The sequence below is a fragment of the Sorangium sp. So ce302 genome (genome assembly GCF_051530145.1).
GTDB classification, from domain to species: domain Bacteria; phylum Myxococcota_A; class Polyangia; order Polyangiales; family Polyangiaceae; genus Sorangium; species Sorangium cellulosum_B.
Genome location: NZ_CP150326.1, coordinates 3,508,924 through 3,526,458, shown reverse-complemented (window position 1 = coordinate 3,526,458; position 17,535 = coordinate 3,508,924). Strand labels below are relative to the sequence as shown.

The 17,535-nt window shown below is 72.4% G+C and carries 15 protein-coding genes and 1 tRNA gene; 6 read left to right on the top strand and 10 right to left on the bottom strand.

Annotation, left to right across the window (positions count from 1 at the left end; genetic code table 11):
- Window positions 1–34: 34 nt before the first annotated feature.
- From WME73_RS13585 to WME73_RS13575, 3 genes are all read left to right on the top strand, one after another.
- Window positions 35–949: an SH3 domain-containing protein gene (locus WME73_RS13585; RefSeq protein WP_437915981.1), complete on the top strand. Its 915-nt coding sequence runs from the start codon at window positions 35–37 to the stop codon at window positions 947–949.
- A 112-nt stretch (window positions 950–1,061) separates the two neighbouring features.
- Window positions 1,062–1,643 (top strand): hypothetical protein, encoded by a 582-nt coding sequence (locus WME73_RS13580; protein ID WP_437915980.1) that lies wholly within the window; start codon window positions 1,062–1,064, stop codon window positions 1,641–1,643.
- Window positions 1,644–1,786: 143 nt separating this feature from the next.
- On the top strand, window positions 1,787–2,125 hold the full coding sequence (locus WME73_RS13575; RefSeq protein ID WP_437745887.1) for a hypothetical protein: 339 nt from the start codon (window positions 1,787–1,789) through the stop codon (window positions 2,123–2,125).
- 223 nt (window positions 2,126–2,348) lie between these two features.
- Here WME73_RS13575 and WME73_RS13570 read toward each other — a convergent pair whose 3' ends face one another.
- From WME73_RS13570 to WME73_RS13525, 10 genes are all read right to left on the bottom strand, one after another.
- The gene (locus tag WME73_RS13570; protein WP_437535278.1) at window positions 2,349–2,834 is read right to left on the bottom strand and encodes a response regulator; all 486 of its coding nucleotides are present in this window, start codon (window positions 2,832–2,834) and stop codon (window positions 2,349–2,351) included.
- Window positions 2,835–3,167: 333 nt separating this feature from the next.
- Window positions 3,168–3,240 (bottom strand) — tRNA-Phe (locus tag WME73_RS13565).
- 276 nt (window positions 3,241–3,516) lie between these two features.
- Complete coding sequence (locus WME73_RS13560) at window positions 3,517–4,476, bottom strand: hypothetical protein (protein WP_437915979.1); 960 nt, start codon at window positions 4,474–4,476, stop codon at window positions 3,517–3,519.
- Complete coding sequence (locus WME73_RS13555; RefSeq protein WP_437915978.1) at window positions 4,473–6,500, bottom strand: M1 family metallopeptidase; 2,028 nt, start codon at window positions 6,498–6,500, stop codon at window positions 4,473–4,475. The genes WME73_RS13560 and WME73_RS13555 overlap by 4 nt, the downstream gene beginning before the upstream one ends.
- A 106-nt stretch (window positions 6,501–6,606) precedes the next feature.
- A complete protein-coding gene (locus tag WME73_RS13550; protein ID WP_437745884.1) occupies window positions 6,607–7,941 on the bottom strand; it encodes a hypothetical protein in 1,335 nt (444 codons plus the stop codon).
- A 34-nt stretch (window positions 7,942–7,975) separates the two neighbouring features.
- Entirely contained in the window at window positions 7,976–9,805 is a 1,830-nt protein-coding gene (dnaK, locus tag WME73_RS13545; RefSeq protein WP_272103249.1) for a molecular chaperone DnaK, read from the bottom strand.
- 160 nt (window positions 9,806–9,965) lie between these two features.
- Window positions 9,966–11,780: a DnaJ domain-containing protein gene (locus WME73_RS13540; RefSeq protein ID WP_437915976.1), complete on the bottom strand. Its 1,815-nt coding sequence runs from the start codon at window positions 11,778–11,780 to the stop codon at window positions 9,966–9,968.
- 84 nt (window positions 11,781–11,864) lie between these two features.
- Entirely contained in the window at window positions 11,865–12,467 is a 603-nt protein-coding gene (locus WME73_RS13535) for a hypothetical protein (RefSeq protein ID WP_437745882.1), read from the bottom strand.
- The gene (locus WME73_RS13530) at window positions 12,467–13,321 is read right to left on the bottom strand and encodes a hypothetical protein (protein ID WP_437745881.1); all 855 of its coding nucleotides are present in this window, start codon (window positions 13,319–13,321) and stop codon (window positions 12,467–12,469) included. The genes WME73_RS13535 and WME73_RS13530 overlap by 1 nt, the downstream gene beginning before the upstream one ends.
- A complete protein-coding gene (locus WME73_RS13525) occupies window positions 13,318–14,118 on the bottom strand; it encodes an RNA polymerase sigma factor (RefSeq protein ID WP_437871146.1) in 801 nt (266 codons plus the stop codon). Before WME73_RS13525 ends, WME73_RS13530 begins: the two co-directional genes overlap by 4 nt.
- Window positions 14,119–14,290: 172 nt before the next feature.
- On the opposite strand from WME73_RS13525, the gene WME73_RS13520 reads away from it, so the two are divergent.
- From WME73_RS13520 to WME73_RS13510, 3 genes are all read left to right on the top strand, one after another.
- Complete coding sequence (locus tag WME73_RS13520) at window positions 14,291–15,295, top strand: rhomboid family intramembrane serine protease (protein WP_437915974.1); 1,005 nt, start codon at window positions 14,291–14,293, stop codon at window positions 15,293–15,295.
- Window positions 15,296–15,388: 93 nt separating this feature from the next.
- Window positions 15,389–16,090, top strand: a complete 702-nt coding sequence (locus WME73_RS13515; protein ID WP_437745878.1) for a PA14 domain-containing protein — start codon at window positions 15,389–15,391, stop codon at window positions 16,088–16,090.
- 129 nt (window positions 16,091–16,219) lie between these two features.
- Window positions 16,220–17,521, top strand: coding sequence for an ADP-ribosylation factor-like protein (locus tag WME73_RS13510; RefSeq protein ID WP_437745877.1), 1,302 nt, complete (start codon window positions 16,220–16,222; stop codon window positions 17,519–17,521).
- The last annotated feature ends 14 nt before the right edge of the window (window positions 17,522–17,535 follow it).

Sequence of the window (17,535 nt, the reverse complement as noted above, 5' to 3'; positions counted from 1 at the left end):
TGATGGCTCACCTGTGCTAGGCGACGTGCTGGACATGGCGAAGGCGGACATGGCGAAGAGGCAGCGCCCGCTGACGGTCGACATCCCCCGTCCCGGCGATGAGCAGCCGGTCTGGTCGCGGGTCGGGGTGATCGCGCTGGTGGGGTTTGTCGTCGGCGTCGCGTGGCCCAAGCTCGCCGGCGTCCGCATCGGCCCGACCGTACCTTCCGACGTCAAGGCGACGGCCGAGGCCACGGCGGCGCCGGCGTCCCCTCCCTCCGCGGCAGCGGCGCCCGGGACCGCGGAGCCCGAGGCCAAGCCTCCCGAGGCCGCCGCGAAGAACCAGCAGCAGGTCGTGGTCGGCGCTGGCAGGATCACGCGCTGCTCCGACAAGAAGAACAAGAAGGTCGAGGACTGCGGAGAGCTCCAGTTCGATCCGATCGCGCTGCCCCGGCTGAAGGAGCTCGCCCAGTGTCCGGCGGCGCTCGGCGTGGACGGCAAGCTCCCGATCGGCTTCGAGCTCAACTTCGAGAAGAAGGAGGTCCAGGTCGTCAAGGGGAAGAAGACGAGCCTGCCGGCCTCGACGGTCAGCGGCATTCTCCAGTGCGCAGCGCGGGAGTTCTCGAACGTGTCCCTCGAGGAAGTCCCGCACAAGTACCGCCGGTACTCCCTCGTTTACACTGCCACCTTCTATCCCCCGGGCGCGCAGTCCGACGCCGCCAAGGCGGAGGCCGGCGGCGACGACCAGGAGCAGGCGGCCGGCACGACCACGAGCGAGACCGCCGTGAGCGGCCTGGCCACGGTGAGCTGGGATACTGCGCTCGTCCGCGGCGCGCCCAAGGAGGGTGATGTGGTGATGCGGCTGGTGCGTGGCACTCGGGTCAAGCTCGTTGGCCGGCAGAACGATTGGTACAAGATCGAGCACCGCGGCAAGACGGGGTGGATGTACCGCGGCGCCATCGGCCTGTAACCGGGGGCCGCGAGCGTCGGCCTGATTGGAGACACGCAGGCGGCTTCAGGCGCGGATTCCAGGGCCGCGCCCGAGCGAGGGCGCGTCGGTTCGCGTAGAATGGTTGGGGCCGATGACGCGCAAGTTTTCGCTCCCCCTGCTCCACCGGGCCCGCGCCGACCGCGCGACGGCGCCTGCGTCGGCCACGCCCACGGTGGACGCGGTGCGTGAGCGCCTCGGCGGGCGCGCGTCGACCGAGCCCGGCGTGGGCGAGCTGGTCCTGCTGACCACCGCCACGGGCAAGGCGCTCCCTGGCGTGGTCCTGTACAGGGGTGGCACCACCGTCGATGTGTGGATTGACACCACCACAACGGCATCATCCACCCCGGACGAAGCGCGAAGCCTGGGCCTCGCAAGCGCCGTGACCCGCCGGGGCGTGGTTCACCGAGCGCGCCCTGCCGACCTCGCGCCGTTGCGCGTCGCTGCGCCGGAGTCGCTCATCGCCATCGCGGCCGACGCGCGCGTCTTCGCGGCACTGAGCGAGGGCCAGCGCATCCGGTTTCAAGACGGCGGCGATCTCGCCGAAGGCACGCTGGTGGAGAAGTGCCGCTTCGGCGGCCTGGTGCGGCGCGACGACGGCACCCTCCTCGGCGTCGGCTTCCGCCGGCTCTGGCCGGCGCAGTCCGAAGGGGCCAAACGGGGCCAGCGGAACTGAGAGGGAGGCGGTATCGCACACTGGCCAGCTCCCTGGCGCACGGCTGGCGGCGCACGTGCGGCTTGTGCCTCCTCCGCGGACGCGATAAGAGGGCCACCGTCATCGAAGCTCGCGCGCTGCGCGTCCAAGTCGGAGGATACCCCTTGAAGCTCGCCCCCTCGTTCACGATCGCCCTCGCGCTCGCCATGCTTCCGGGCTGTGGTGCTTCGCTGTCCGGCCTGTGCGAGGACAAGTGCGATTGCACTGGCTCGTGCAGCGAAAGAGACGAGGTCGAGTGCGTGGACGCCCTCGAGGACGCCGAGAGATCCGCGGAGTACGACGGCTGCGAGGACCAGTTCGACGAGGCCATCTCCTGCATCGACGATGAGTTCGTGTGCGACGGCAGAGACGTCGCCATCGCCGGGTGCAACACGGTGATAGAGAACCTGCGCGAATGCGCCGGACTGCCTGTGTCCGGCGCCGTCGTGGCCCAGTTCTTCTGATCGACGGCCGGCGCCGAGCCTGTCGCGCGCGCCGCGTGGCTGCTCTGCGCCCCTCGTGACAGGGCACCTCGCGCGAGGCGCGCTCGCGTATGCGTTGCGGCAGGCCTCGCGCCGCGCGTGCCGTCCCATCTTCCTGCAAGCTGCTCCTGCGCGCGGAGGGCCTTTCCGATCGCCAGGGTTCGGTCGAAGCAGCGCCTGGCGCGCGCCGAGAGGGCAAGATCGCTTATTCGCCGAGGTGGGTGCGGACCTTCGTGAGCAGCGTATTGCTGTCGAAAGGCTTGATGAGGTAGTCGGTGCACCCGTTCGCGAAGCCGATCTTGATGCTCGTCTGATCGCTCCTCGTCGTCATCATGATGATCGGCACGGTCTTCGTCGCATCGAACGCGCGGAGCCACCTGCAGGCCTGGAAGCCGTCCATCGCCGGCATGACGACGTCCATCAGGATGAGATCGGGGCGCTCCGCAATCGCCTTCGCGATGGCCTCCTTGCCGTTGCGCGCGATGACGATGTCGTAGTCGTCCACGCCGAGCGTCAGCTGCTGTGACAGCAGCGAAGTCAGCGAGTCGTCGACGACGAGGATCTTCTTCTTTCGAGCGGTCTCGCTGGCCTGGCTACTTGGCGCAGACGGCCGGCTCCGCGGCGCCGAGTCGGAAGCGGAGGCCGTTTCCGGAGAGCTCTTTCGCGAGGAGTCGACACGACGATCGGCCATGAGGGAGCCTCCATGAGGAGGCGCCGTTCCCTGGAGCGCCTCCGGAGTGTTCAGGTTGCAACGAGTGATCCCCCCGTCACCTTATCAGGATCGCTACCGCACCGGAACCAAGTTCCACTGTCACCCGATGTGGCCAAACCCGCGAAAGTATTCCTGAACAGACCGCTGCGCTCACCCGCAGCGAGCCGCCGAGGCCAGCTGGCGAGAGGAGGAGTTACCCGCAAACCTGCGAACCCACGACAAGCGGCTGCGCCGTGCGGAACGGCTGCTCACGCTAGCGTGTGAGGACGGTACGGCGGCGTTTGCTCGCCGGTCGAAGCAAGAGAACGGTAGTGCCCAGGGACGGAATCGAACCGCCCACACGAGGATTTTCAATCCTCTGCTCTACCAACTGAGCTACCTGGGCTTGCTGCGGGCCCCGCGCTTACGCTGGAAGCGTCGGTCACGGGCGGGCTACGTTACGCGGATGTAGCCGAATGTCAAGGAATTCTTCGGCGCGCTCCGCGCTTGCCTGCCTGCTGTCTTGCCTACCCGCGCAGAAGCCGGGGACGCGCACCAGGGTCCGCTCCCCCTCCGTTTCACCCTCCGCGCGTCGCCCTCGACTCGCTCTCGCGCGGGGCCCCGCCCGCTGGACGCCCCTCCCCGCGGGCCTCCCGCCTGCCGTGGGCGCGGAGCGGAGCGATCACCCGGCCGCGCCGTCGGGCGCGATGTGCTGGTCGCGCTCGTGCCAGGGCGCGGAGCGATCGAGCAGCCGGAAGGCGGCCGCGAGCCACGAGGCGCGCAGGTAGGCCGCGGCGGCGAACGCCGCGAGCTGCGCGGCGAGCGCGGCCGCGACGCGCGGGCCAGTGCTGACCCCGGCGAGGTGCATGCCCAACGCCCCGCCGGCGAGCGCGACGACCGCGAGGGCGCCCCGGGACGCACAGGCCCAGACGGCCGCGAGCGGAGCACCACGCAGCGCGTCGAGCCCTCTGGAGACGGCGGTGTAGAAGCCCCGCTGCTCGCCGAGCACGGCGACCCGCGCGAGATCGTGGAGAAGGGCGATGGCCGCGACCGGTACCAGCGCGACCACGGCGACCGCGATCGCCGCAAGGTCGCGGCCGCGCGGCAGGATCGGGAGCTCCGCGCAGAGCTTCGTCCCGGGGAGCAGGACGAGCGCCGCTGCGGCGACCTGCGCCGCGAGCGCGACGCCCCAGAGCAGCGCGAGCGGGCCCAGGGCGCGCGCCGCCCGGCCTCCCAGGTCCTGCGCGGAGAGCGGTCCCTTCTGGCTCAGCGCGGCGAGGAGCACCGCGAGCGGGAGCAGCCCGAGCGCGGCGGCCAGCAGGGTGCCCAGGCTGAGCTGCGTGGCGAGGGCAGCGGCGGCGTGCACCGAGAGACGCGCGAGCTCGCTGAGCATCAGGCCGCCGGGGTCGAAGAGGATCGCGTCGCCACGCGGGTATTCGCCGACGATCTGGGCCACGAAGACGGACAGCGGCGCCGCGACCACGAGCGAGGCGAGCGCCCGGTAGCCGAAGTACAGCGCGACCGCGGCTGGCCGCTCGTGCGCGGCGGGGCGCCCCGCCGCGCGCCGCGCGCACCCTGGCTCGGCCACCGCGGCCCCCTGCGAGCCCGGATCGCTCGCGCCCCGCTCCGCCGGCGCGCTCATGGCCCGAGGAGCGTGAGCGCGAGCCCCACGGCGAAGCTCGCGCGCGAGAGCACGCCGGGCGCGAGGAGGTCGGGGCGCGATCGGCGCGCGTTGTTCGCGAGGTCCTCGTCGAGCAGCACCCGGTGGTCGGGGTCGATCACCACCGCGGCGAGCGGAGAGGCGCCGGCGTAAGGGATCGCGGCGGTGCTCTCACGCGCATCCCACCGCGCCCGCTGCACGCTCCCGTCCTCGCCGTGCAGCGCGACGTCGACGGGGAGCACGAGCGAGCCGCGGCGCCGCACGACGGCGCGGCCGCGGTAGCCCGCCGCCTCGATCCCGGCCTCGCCCGGCGCGGGCGCCGCGCCGTCCGCGGGCCATGCGTCGAACGCCTCGACGGTGTAGTCGACCCACGCGCGCTCGAAGAGCCCGGCTCGGAGAGCCTCGGCCGCCTCGTCGCCCACCTCCCGCCGCACCGCGTCGAGCAGCGCCTCTGGGCCGGGGTGCCGGAACCGGTTCTCGCGCGCGTAGCGGCCGACGGCTTGCCGCACGAGGTCCTCGCCGTACACGCCGGCGAGGGTCGCGAGGAGCACAGCGGGCCTCCCGTACACGAGCCCGAGGTAGTCCTTTCCGTCGACGAAGCCCGCGGCCGGCTGGGCGACGGCGCCGTTGTGGCCCGACGTGAGCGCGTCGGCGCGGTACTGCGCGCGGAGGTCGATCTCGAGCCCGAGCAGGCGCGCCCACGAGCCGTCGCCGTAGCGCGCGCGCAGCGCGTCCGCTTCCGCGTAGGTGGTGAGGCCCTCGTCGAGGAACGGGTAACGGTGCTCGTTCGTCGCGACGAGGCCGTAGAACCACTGGTGCGCGAGCTCGTGCACCGTGACCGCCTCGACGAGACGCACGCCCACGGCGGGCCAGAGCCAGCTGCCGCCGGTCGTGATGAGCGTCGGATACTCCATGCCGCCCGCCTCCTCGGCGCCCTCCGGCGGGTGCACGATCGTGAGCGTGCCGTACGGGTAGCGGCCGAACGCCGCGCCGAAGCGCTCGAGGCCGAACCGGACCAGGTCGATCTCCAGCGCCGCCTCGCGCTCGCTCCCTTCGGGGAAGAGGCACCGGATCGCGACGCCGTCGCCGGTCGTGGCGCGCAGCTCGCGGAAGCGGTCCCACGCGGCGAAGGCGAAGTCGTGCACGTCCTCCTGCACGAACCGGCGGATCGCTCGCCCGTCGGCCCGCCGCTCCTCCACGAGCCGGCCGGTCGCCCCGACCACGAAGCGCTCCGGGACGTCGACCGTCACGTCGTACGCCCCGAAGTCGGCGTAGAACTCCGAGAGCCGGTGGTAAGGGAAGTGCGCCCAGCGCCCGTCGGGCTCGAGGCGCGCGATCTTCGGGAACCACTGCCCCACCATGTGGAAGCTCCCGTGGTGACCCGTCCTGAGCGCGAGCGACGGGAGGTCCGCGTCCCACGCGAGATCGATCGTGATCGCCTCGCCCGGCGCCACGGCCCGCGGCAGCTCCACCCGGATGTCGGTCGCGTCGTCGGGATCGCCGGGCGTCGTGGGCTTCCCGCGGGGCCAGACGTCCGCGCCCTCCATCTCGCGAACCGCGAAGCGGGCCACCTGGATATGACCGTAATCATACAGTATTTCGCTACCGCGAAAGCCGTTGATGGACGAGCGGAGGAACACGGTGCGCGGGTCCTTGAAGGCGTTCAGGTAGAGGTGGACGAACAGCTCGCGCTGCGGCTCGCGCGACGCGTTCCGCCAGACCAGCGTGCCCTCGCCGTGCATCGTGTGCTGCGCCGGATCGAGGCTCGCGCGCAGCGTGTAGCTCGCGATCGGATCGGCGTGGGCCGCGAGCTCGGCGCCCGGCGGAGGCGCGGGCGCCGGAGCTGCCAGCGCTGGCGCGGCGCTCGCGTCGGAGGGGGCGGCCGGCGACCGCTGCGCCGGAGCGTCGGGCTCGATCGGCTGGACCGTCGAGAGCAGCGACGCGCCCATGCGGCCGGCGAGCAGCGCGAGGAGGAGACCGAGAGCGGCCTGGAGAGCCGTGCGCACCGGTGCAACCTAGCGAGCTTGCGGCATCGCGGAAAGGCGGGTCTGGGGACGCGGCGGTCCGCTCGGAACGATGAGGCGGCGCCGCGACGTCAGGCGAGGCCGGCGCCTAGACGCTGCAGACGATCCCCTCCTGCACGAGCTCGTACAGGAGCCGCAAGGCCTCGAGCGACTGCATGCCCGACACGTCGAGGATCTCGTCGATCGAGCTGTAGCCGTCGATGCACGAGAGCAGGAAGCCCGCGCGGTGATCGAGGTTCAGCGAGCGGAGCTGATCCGGCGACACCGCGAGCCGCAGCACCCGCGAGCCGTCTCCGAGGCGCGACTGGTACATCTGCCGGAGCATCTCGACGCAGCTGTCCGCGTACTGCCGCGCCATCCAGTCCTTCGGGTTCTCCTCGAGCAGGCCCTCCGCGAGGATGAGCGCGCCGCCGAAATCGCCCTGATCGAACCGGTGCTGCATCTGCTCCCGCGGCCCCTGGGCGCTCAGGTGGGGCTCGGTTGCGCGTGAATGAACCCCCTTGTCGACCGTCGCAACGGCCGCAGGCGCGCGCTCGGTCTCGGATCGGCGCGGAGCGCGCGCCGCGCCCTGCGCCTCGCCCGATACCCTGTACGAGGTCGAACCGGCGAGCGCCCCCGTCCCGCCGCGGAACGCGGGCTCGTCGTCCTCCACGAGCAGGCCGTAACGGAGCGTGCCGGGCGGCGGCGTGATCGGCGGCTCGTCCATCGGAGGGCCCGGCTCCTCGAACCCGAGATCGAGGCGAAAATCGATGCCCAGCGGCCCACCGTCGTCCGGACGAGGGACGCGCCCCTTCGCCGCCGGGGGGACGTGGACGTCCCGCGCATCGACCGGCGGACCACCGAAGACGTCGATCTCGCCAAAGCTGCGCGGGTACGACGGGCTCGGCTCGCGCAGGAGCTCGTCGTCGAGCTCCGACCCGAAGTCGCGCTCGGCGTCGAGCGATCCGAACCCAATCCGCCCGCCGGGCCGCGACGGGACCCCGGGCTCGTCGCACTCCAGGCCGAGCCTCGCGGTCTCTCGGCCGGGAGCGCCGTGTTTGCCCGAGAACGAGGAGCCAGGCGGCGGCTCCCAGGGGATCGTCCGGCGCGGCGGCGGGACGGGCGGGTACCCCTCCGGCGGAAAGGCCTCCGGAGGGCGCTGCCGCTGGGCGGTGATCTCGGAGCTCGAGTGAGAGCGGCGGGTCATCATCTTTGCCACGTAGTCGCTGACCGGGATCGGCGGCGGGAGCGTGATCTTGCCCTCGCCGTCCGGCTGCAGAGGCGTGCCGGCGGGCGGGGTTTCCATGCGGGGTGAGCCCTTCTCCTCGCGGGCGAGCGCGGCGAGCGCGAGGAGCTCCTTCGAGGCGACCGGTTGGGTGTCCTCGAGCTCGTCCACCTCGTCGAGCCCCCAGGAGGAGTCCAGGGTCTTGGAGTCAGGCGGCACCGACCGCATCGTCTTCCCTCATCGCGGCCACCCCTCACCCCTGTGGCCTGGCTACGACACCCTTGAACATCCGGTGGGTGCGCGAAAGCGCCTCCATCTGCTCCTTGACCGCGGCCGCGTCGCGCCGGCCGATGGCCTGACGCGAGCGGTCCACGATCCCGCGCGCCTTGCCGATGGCGTCGCGGCCGAAGTCGCTGGACGCCACGATCTGCTCGACCTGCGGGAACATCCGCTCGATCTCGGCGATGAGCTTCTCGGCCTCCTGCCGGACGCCCTCGAACTGGTCGCTCGCGCGGCGATCGACGAGGTACTCCTTCGCCGCCTCCATCATCTCGCCGACCTCCTCCTTCGTGAGGCCGCTCGACGCGGTGACCTGGATCGACTGCTGCTGGCCCGTCTCCAGATCCTTCGCGCTCACCGAGACGATGCCGTCGCTGTTGATCTCGAACGTGACCTCGATCTCGACCTGCCCCTTCGGCGCGCGGCGCAGGCCGGTGAGGATGAACTCGCCGAGCAGCTCGTTGTCCGTCGCCTTCTGGTGCTCGCCTTGCATGACAAGGATCTTCACGGCGGTCTGGTTGTCGCGGCTCGTCGTGAAGATCTTCGACCGGCTCGTGGGCACCGTGGTGTTCTGCGGGATGAGCTCCTCGAAGTTCGACCCGAACGTCATGATGCCGAGCGCGTGCGGCGTGACGTCGAGCAGGATCATCTGCTTCGTCTCGTCCACGAGCGCGGCGCCCTGCACCGCCGCGCCGAGCGCAACCACCTCGTCGGGGTGCACCCCCTTGCACGGCTCACGCTCGAAGAAGTCGCGGACGGCCTCCTGCACCCTCGGCATGCGCGTCATGCCGCCGACGAGCACGACGTCCTCGATCTCGTCGCGGTCGAGCCGCGCATCCTCGAGCGTCTGGCTGCAGATCTCGATGCACCGCTCGACGAGGTCCTCGCACAGCTCCTGCAGCGTGGCCCGCGAGAGCGTCCGCTGGAGGTGCAGCGCCTCGTTCCGCGCGCTCGAGATGATGAACGGCAGGTTGATCTCGGTCTCCAGGACGCTGGACAGCTCGCACTTCGCCTTCTCGGCCGCGTCCTTGAGCCGCTGGAGCGCCATCCGGTCCTGCCGCAGATCGACGTCGTGCTGCTCCTTGAAGCCCTGCACAAGCCAGTCGATGACGCGCGCGTCGAAGTCCTCGCCGCCGAGGAACGTGTCCCCCGCCGTGGCGATGACCTTGAAGACCCCGCCCGCGCCGATCTCGAGCACGGAGATGTCGAACGTGCCGCCGCCGAGGTCGAAGACTGCGATCGTCTTCTCGACGTTCTTGCCGAACCCGTACGCGAGCGCTGCAGCCGTCGGCTCGTTGACGATGCGGATGACGTCGAGCCCCGCGATCTGGCCCGCGTCCTTCGTCGCCTGCCGCTGGTTGTCGTTGAAGTAGGCGGGGACCGTGATGACCGCCTTCGAGACCGGTTCGTTGAGGTAGTCCTCGGCGAACAGCTTCATCTCCTGGAGGACCATCGCGCTGATCTCGGGGACCGAGTACGTCTTGTCGCGCAGCTGGATGCGGACGTCGCCGTGCGGCCCCTCGACGATCTTGTACGAGGCGGTCAGGATCGCGTTCTTCACCTGCGGGGACGACCACTTCCGGCCGATCAGCCGCTTCGCGGCGTAGACCGTGTTCTCGGCGTTGGTGATCGCCTGCCGCTTCGCGATGTGCCCGCAGAGCCGCTTGCCGGCCTCGGTGATCGCGACCATGGACGGCGTCGTCTTGTACCCACCGCGATTCGGGATGACGGTCGGGACGCCCTCCTCGACGATGGCAACGCACGAGTTCGTGGTGCCAAGGTCAATGCCGATGACACGCTCCATCGATGCCGCTGCTCCTCTTGTGATCTTCGGCCCGAACGGCCGCTGAGGCCACGATGCTAGACCGTTTCGCGGAGCCGAGCGGGCCAATCGTGCGCCGGCCATGCGGAAGGCGCCGCCCCGGGCCTGCCCGAGGCCGACGCGCCTTCTGTAAGGGCCGGCGCTAGACTTGCTTCCCCTGCTGTTTGGCCTGCTCGCGCGCCTGCGCGACGAGACCGCGCAGCCTACCATCGTTCCCTGCGAGCTCGGCGGCGCGTTCGAGCTCGCCGGCCGCGCTCTTTGCGAGCCCCGCGGCGGCGTACGACAGCGCGAGCGTGATCCGGTACTCCACGGAGGCGGGCACGAGCTCCACCGCCCGCCGCGCAAACTCCACCGCCCGCCGCGAGCTCTCCCCGGCCTGGAGCGTCGCGTGCGCGACCCGCTCGTGCGCGCCGGCGTCGTCCGGGCGACCGTTGCACACCTTCACGTAGCTCAGCGCCGCCTCGACCCACCGGCCGGTCTGTGCCTCGTACTCGGCCTGCTTGAGGTACCCGTCCGCCAGCGCCACCGCCGCGAGGCGCTCCACCTCGGCCGACGCCCTCTGGAGCTCTGCGTCCTCCGGAGCCAGCGACGCGGCGATCCGGTACGCGTTGGCCGCGCTCGCGAACTCGCTCCGCTCGAGCGCGGCCCGAGCCACGTCGGAGTACCGCGCGATCTGGCTCCGGAGCGCCTCGTTGCGGGCGTTCTCGTAACGCGCCTTGAGCGCCTCGACCGCCCGTATCGACTCCGGCGAACGCACGCCGGAAGGGATCTTCGGAGGCGCCGCAGGGGCGCCTGCCGCCGCAGCTGGCACGACGGCCGTTCCAGGCGCAGCGGTCGCCACGGCCGGCGGGGTGGCCGCCCGAGGCGCAGCGGTCACCGCGGCCGGCGTTGCAGCTGCCCCGGACGCAGCGGCCGCCGACGCAGAGGGCACCCCCGGCGGAGCGCGCCGCAAGCCTCCGGTGAGCTTGCGCGCGAACGTCTCACGCCGATCCTTGGCGGTGGGGGCAGGCGCGACAGGCGTGGCCGGCGCTGCGCTCCGCGCCGGCGCGCCTCCGTTGTCGGGCGAGCCTCCTCCTGCGCGCGGCTGCGCCGGCGACGGCTGAACCGGCGCGGCGGCACCGGAGGACACAGCGGACGCGCCCTGCTCCGCGGGCGCGCGCTCGGAGGAATAACGCCCGGGCGACGCGCCCATGTCGCGCGGATCGGCGAACGCGGCGCGCACCGTGGCGTCGACGGCGGTAGTTATCGTGGCGATGTCGCGCGGCGTCTGCTCGATCAGCGCCGCCATCGTCCGGTTCTTGTGGGTCTGCTCGAGGTACGCGTCGTACTCGGCGCGCCGCTGCTTCGACGTCAGCGTGTCGTGCGCCAGCGTGATGCGCGTGAAGATGGCCTCGATCTTCGGCTTGTAGGAGCCGAGCTGCTTCCGGAAGTAGGTGTCCGGATGGAACTCTGGCGCGAGCTGGTAGTAGGCGCTCTTGATCTGCTTCTTGTCCGCCTGATCCGGGACGCCGAGCAGCGCGTAATAACTGAGATCCTCGAGACGATAGTAGAGGTCGAGGATCCGCCGCTTCCGGTCGGAGGCGAGCTCGACCGGCTCGTCGAGCTCGGCGGGATCGTAGAGCGGCAGGGACTCCATCTGCTGCAGCGCGTCCCGGCCGAGCGGGACGGCCTCGGACCCGGACGGCATCGTCTTCTCCGGATCCACCGCGGCCGCGCGCCGCGCGGCGTCCCGCGGCGGAGGCTGTCCGGAGGGCTCCCCATCCAGGAGGATCGCGCCGAGGTCGCGCAAGCGGCGCAGCGCCTCGACGGTATCGCCGTGCGACATTCCCGTGATCAAGGACAGATCCCGATCCGTCAGGACGCCGTCGATGCGGGACAGGAGGAACGCCTCCGCGGGTTTCAGCGGGAGCGATTTGAGATCGTACCCGGGCTTCGGCCTTGGAACACGGAACGTCATCGGGTCGAGCGGCGGCCCCCTCCCGCTCGAGTCTAACGACGAACGCGCGCCCGTCGCAATTGCAGACCACGGCGAGCGCGCCCTTCAGCGCGGCTTTTCCCCGGGGCCCGTCAGGGCCTCGGTGATCACCTGGTCCTGGATCGAGATCGCCCGCTCCAGCAGCCCGACCGCCCGCGCGCGGGCCTGCGTCGCCGCCTCGCGATCCCCCTTCGCTTCGAGCGCCTTCGCGCGGCGCTCCTCGACCACGCCCGCGACCTCGTAGAGGTGGCCTTGATAATGAGAAGGCGCCGGCGCCAACCGGAGGCCCGCGTCGATGTCGCGCGCCGCGGCGTCGAACTCGCCGGCCTCGCTCCGGAGCTCCGCCAGCCGGGCGTACGTGTCCGCCGTCACCTCGGCGACCTCCGGCGGCGCCCCCGGCGGCCTCGGCGCGGCGATGATCCCCTCCAGGGCGCGGAGCGCAGCGGCGCGATCGCCCGCGCCGAGCGCGACGTCGGCGGCATGGTGCGCCGCGCGCGCCCTCGAGAGGAAGGCGAGGAGCGTGGGATCGACGACCTGGGCCGGGGCGCACGCGCACCCCGGATCGCCCGGGCCCCCGGCAGCGCGCGCCCGCTCGTCGCCCGGGGCGCACCCGAGGTGCGCCGCCGCGAAGAGCCCCAGGCAGACGGCGACGAGGTGCGGGCCCCGCATCAGCGCACCCCCCACGCCGCGTAGCGGTTCTGGCGCAGATCGGACGCGCGCGCGGCGGCGATGCGATCGATCCGCTCCGTCTGACCGCCCTCCCGCGGAAAGGGCGCGGCCGGATCGAAGAGCGCGGCGGTCGAGCGCGCCTCGATCAGCAGGGGCCGCGCGGCGAGCGCCGCGGCCGGAGCACCGGCCGCGGGCGCGCGCGCGACGGAGGCGCGCTCCTCCCTGATCTGGCCGACGATCAGCGCCACGGCCGCCGCGGCCGCGGCGAGGGTCGAGAGCGCCGCCATCGTCACCGGCGCGATGCGCCGGGGGCCGCGCGCGGGCGAGGCGCGGAGGGCCTGGTCGATGAGCGCGCGCCCCGGGAGCTCCGGGAGCGCCGCCGGACGCCACGCAGCCCGGAGCGCGACAGCGAGCTCCGCGAGATCGTCGCGTGCATCAGGCGAGCCGAGCGCCCCCTCGCCGCCGGAGCCGCCGCCCCGCCCCGGACCACCGCCGGCGGCGGCGCGGGGCTCGAGCGCCTCCCGCAGGCGCTCGGCGGCGCGCAGCTCGGCCTTGGTCGGCGGCGCGCCCTCGTCGCCGAGCGCGCGCGCGAGCAGCGCCTCGTGGTCCGCCCTGTCGAGCCCGTCGGGGCGGGCCGCCGCCCTGAGCGCGTCCGCGAGCGGGACCTCGCCGCGATCGAGCGCCTCCGCGAGCGCGCGCGCCGCGCCCAGCTCGTCGTCGGACGCAGGCGCGACGGGCTCCGCGACGGGCACGACGAGCGCGAGCCGCCGGCCGCGATCCGCGCCGGCGCGGCGCTCCAGGGGCCCGTCGCCGGTCGGCGGCGAACGCGGATCCGAGGGCAGCCGCGGCTTCATCGCGCTCCTTCCTCGCGCTCCGCGCGCGGCGCGGCGATCGCCTTCTTCAGCGCGGTCATGGCGCGGTGCAGGACGACATCGAACGTCGCCACGCTGACCCCGAGCGCGAGGGCCACCTCGTCGCGGGGCCGCTCCTCGAGCACCCGTAGCCGGATCGCCTCGGCGTAACGGGGGTTGAGGCGCCCGAGCGCGTCCTCGACGCGCGCCCGCGCGTCCGCGAGATCGCGCTTCTCGCAGAGCTCGGCCTCTCCACGCGCGGTGAGGTCGGTCTCCGCCGCGTCGATCTCGCGCTGGAGATCCTCGGGCTCGAAGAGCGCCTCGCGGCGGCGCGCGCGGAGCATGTCGAGCGCGATGCGCAGCGCGATGACGCGGAGCCAGGGATAGATGCCGCAGCTCTGCCACTGGAACTGGTAGAACCGCTCGATCACGCGCGCGTACGTCTCGGCCAGAGCGTCCTGCGCGGCCGCGTCGGAGCCGAGGCGGGGCAACAGCACCGCGCGGTACAGCGCTGGCCCGTATTTGCGGAGCAGCTGCCCGAGCGCGAGGCGATCGCCCTGCGCCGCGCGCTCGCACAGCAGGCGCTCCGCCTCGAGATCGGGCCTCGCTGCTGCCACCGCCGTCACAGCGGCGACGATACCCGGACGCAGAACGGAGCGCACCGGTGTCCGCCTCGCGCCCCTCTCGGGTCGGCGCGCCCCGCGGTCCAGGAGCGCCTGCGCGCCGCCGGCGAGCCGCCGCGCGCCCCCCGCGAGGAGGGCGCGCGCGCCGGCAGGCGGAACCGAGCGCGGGAGGGCCACGGCATTCACCCCTCGACAACGGCCCAAACCCGTGGACCTTACGGCCAGGAGCCGCCACATTGTGCCGGCCTCCACGCCGAGCGTCCGGCGTGAAAGGAGCCCAGGTGACCCTCGATACAGCGTTCAGGTCCCCCCCACGCCCAAGCGCCGGGCAGCGCTTCGGGACCGCCCTGTGACGGCGGGGCCGTCCGGCGAAAGGAGGCGCTCGCTGCACTGCGCGCGCTGCGGCGCCCTCAACGGCGGCGACTTCAGCCGCTGCATCCGCTGCGGCGCGCCGCTCCTCGCGCCTCCTGCCCACGCCGCGCCCACCCGAGGACGCCTCGACGGGCGAAGCCTGCTCGCGACCAAGATCCTGGGCGGGCTCACGGCGTTTGTGTTCGTCGGCCAGCTGATGGCCGCGCACTCCCGCGATCTCGGCCTCCTCTCGGCGTGGGACACGTCGAGCTACCTCCGCTTCGGCGCCCTCCTCCTCGCGCCCGGCGTGCCCTTCGAGCCGTTCCGGCTGCTCTCCGCGGTCTTCGTCCACATGGGCGTCCTCCACTTCGGCATGAACATGGTGACGCTCGGCATGCTCGCCCGCGCCGCCGAGCCCGCCGTCGGCTCGGCGCGGTTCGCGATCGCGTACGTGCTCACGGGCCTGTTCGGCTTCGGCGCGAGCGCCGCATGGAACCTCTTCGTGCAGCCCGAGGTCGTGTGCACCGCGGGCGCGAGCGGCGCCGTGTTCGGCGTGATGGGCCTCCTGCTCGGCTGGCTGCTCCGCCGCCGCGACCCGCGATGGAAGGACCTCGCGCTCCAGGCCGTGTTCTACATCGTCCTCTTCGGCTTCGTCGTGAACGCGTCGAGCACGGGAATCCGCATCAACAACGCCGCGCACATCGGGGGCCTCGTGAGCGGCGCGCTGCTCGGGCTGAGCTACGCGGGCCCCGCGCGGGGCCGGTACGAGGGCGTGATGAACGCCGGCGCGCTCGCCAGCGTGCTCGCCTGCCTCGCCGCGCTCGCGCTCGCCCAGCGCTCGTCGGTCTGGCGCGCCGCGGAATCGCTCGACGGGAACGCGCGGCAGGAGGCGCCCGGGCCCGTGCTGCACGGCCAAGCCACAGGGTTTCCCGAGGACGTGCTCGAGGCGCTCGGGGCTCGACCGGCGGGCTCGCTCGTGCCGGGGGCCCCTGACGCGACGTGACGCTGATTGCGGCGCACGGTTCGAACGTCTAAGCGCCATCCTCGCATTCACGTGGGGACGGGCCAATCCGTCCGTTCCCTCTCAGGAGACGTCATGGTCCGAACCTCGTCGCACATCGCCTCGTGCGTGCTTGCCGCGTCTCTCCTCAGCGGCTGCCATGTCACCATCCAGAGCGGCAATACGCCGGCAGAGGCCTCGCCGCCGCCCCCGCCGCCCGCCAAGAAGGCCCCCCGGTCGCGCAAGCCGGCCAAGCCCGACCCGGAGCCCGAGCGGCGCAGGACCCCGAAGTGGCGCCTGCCCACGAACAACGCGCCGCGCATCACCGCCCCGAACGCGTTCGGCAACGGGGAGGGCGGCGCCTTCCGGGGGCTCGCGTACGTGATCCCCGAGAACACCCAGAAGCTCCCGACCTTCGACGGGCTCGTGCCGTTCGCGGTGCTGTACACGGACAAGTTCGAGGTGAAGTCGCAGGACTTCTCCGGCGGCTTCCCAGGCGCGCTCGCGCAGAACGAGTGGTTCGCGATCCGGTTCGAGGGCGAGTTCAAGGCGCCCCAGGAAGGCGTGTTCCAGCTCAGGCTCACCTCGGACGACGGCGCGGTCCTCTACATCGACGACAAGCGCGTGGTCGCGAACGACGGAGTCCACAGCGCGAAGACCGTGGACGGCGAGGCCCGCCTCACGGAGGGGACGCACCGGCTGCGGCTCGATTACTTCCAGGCGCAGCGGGGCCAGGTCGCGCTCATGCTCCAGATCGGCCAGAAGGACAAGTTCGAGCCGCTCGTCGGCCTCCGCTGACGGCGCGCCGCGCCGGCCGCACCTCCGGTGCCCCGCCCTGGCGGGCACGCGGGTGCGCGCCTGGTTTTCATGCGCCCGCGCACACCCCGGCGCTCTCGTTCGCCTTTTCGTGTATCGTCGCCGCCGCCCATGGCGTCGGTGAACCCACTGTCGCGCGAGCTCGTCTTCAAGATCGTCTATTACGGGCCCGGCCTCGGAGGCAAGACGACCACGCTGGAGTACTTGCACGCCACGGCAAAGCCCGAGTACCGCGGCAAGCTCGTCTCCCTCGCGACGCCGGTCGATCGAACGCTCTACTTCGACTTCTTGCCGGTCCGGCTCCCGCAGCTGCGCGGGATGAACGTGAGGCTCCAGCTCTTCACGGTGCCAGGGCAGGTCTACTTCAACGCGACCCGAAAGCTGGTGCTCACGGGCGCCGACGGCATCGTGTTCGTCAGCGATTCGCAGGCCGTTCGCGCCGACGCCAACATGGAGAGCATGGAGAACCTGCGCGAGAACCTCGCCGAGCAGGGGCGGGCGCTGGAGCACGTCCCGCACATTTTCCAGCACAACAAGCGCGATTTGCCCGGTTTGCTGCCGCTCTCGGAGCTCGACGCGATGTTGAACCCGTCCCGCGTCTCCTCGCTGGCCACGTCGGCGAAGACGGGGCTCGGGCTCTACGAGGGGCTCGAGGAGATCAGCGCCGCGGTCCTGCGCGCCTTCGAGAGCCGCCTGCCCGACGCGATGGGGAGCGGGCTGGGCGGGTTCGACGCGATCGAGGGCGGGCTCGCCACCGCCCTGCGCGACGCGTCGCCGCCGCCGTCGGCGCCGCTCGACGCGGTGATCTCGCGGCTCGCGCCGCCCAGCAAGCCGTGGTCGACGATGCCACCGGACTCGACGATCGGCGACCCGAGCGAGGGCGCGGCGGCGCCCGGCGTGACCGCGTCACGTGGCGGCGAGCTCGATCCGCGCAGCGCCGGCGTCAGGGATCCGGTGAGCCGCGGGCTCCCGTCGTCGCTGCGGCTCGCCGCCCGGAGGCTGGTCGCGCAGGCGGACGCCCCGGCGACCGCGCGCGCGGACGGCCCGTCCGCGGCGACGAGGCACCTCGCCCAGCCGGGCCTCTCGTTCGTCGCGCTCTGGCCGGCCGCCGAGCGGGAGGCGATCGCGGAGATCGAGGCGACGATCGCCGCGGAGCGGTATGCCGTCGCGCTCGAGCGCTGCGACGCGCTCGTCGCGGGGATCTTCGACAAAGCGGCGGAGCTCGCGGGCTCGAGCGGCACGGCGCGCGATCCAGCGACGGTGCCGGCGCTGCTCGGCCTGGACGGGCGCCGCTACCTCGGCTTTCGCGCCGTGGTCCGCAGAGCGCGCGCTGGCGGCGAGATCACCGAGCGCGACGCGCTCAAGGCCTTCGCGTTCGTCATCGAGGCGCGGCTCGCAGAAGGCGCGATTTGAGTCCACGCGGCGGG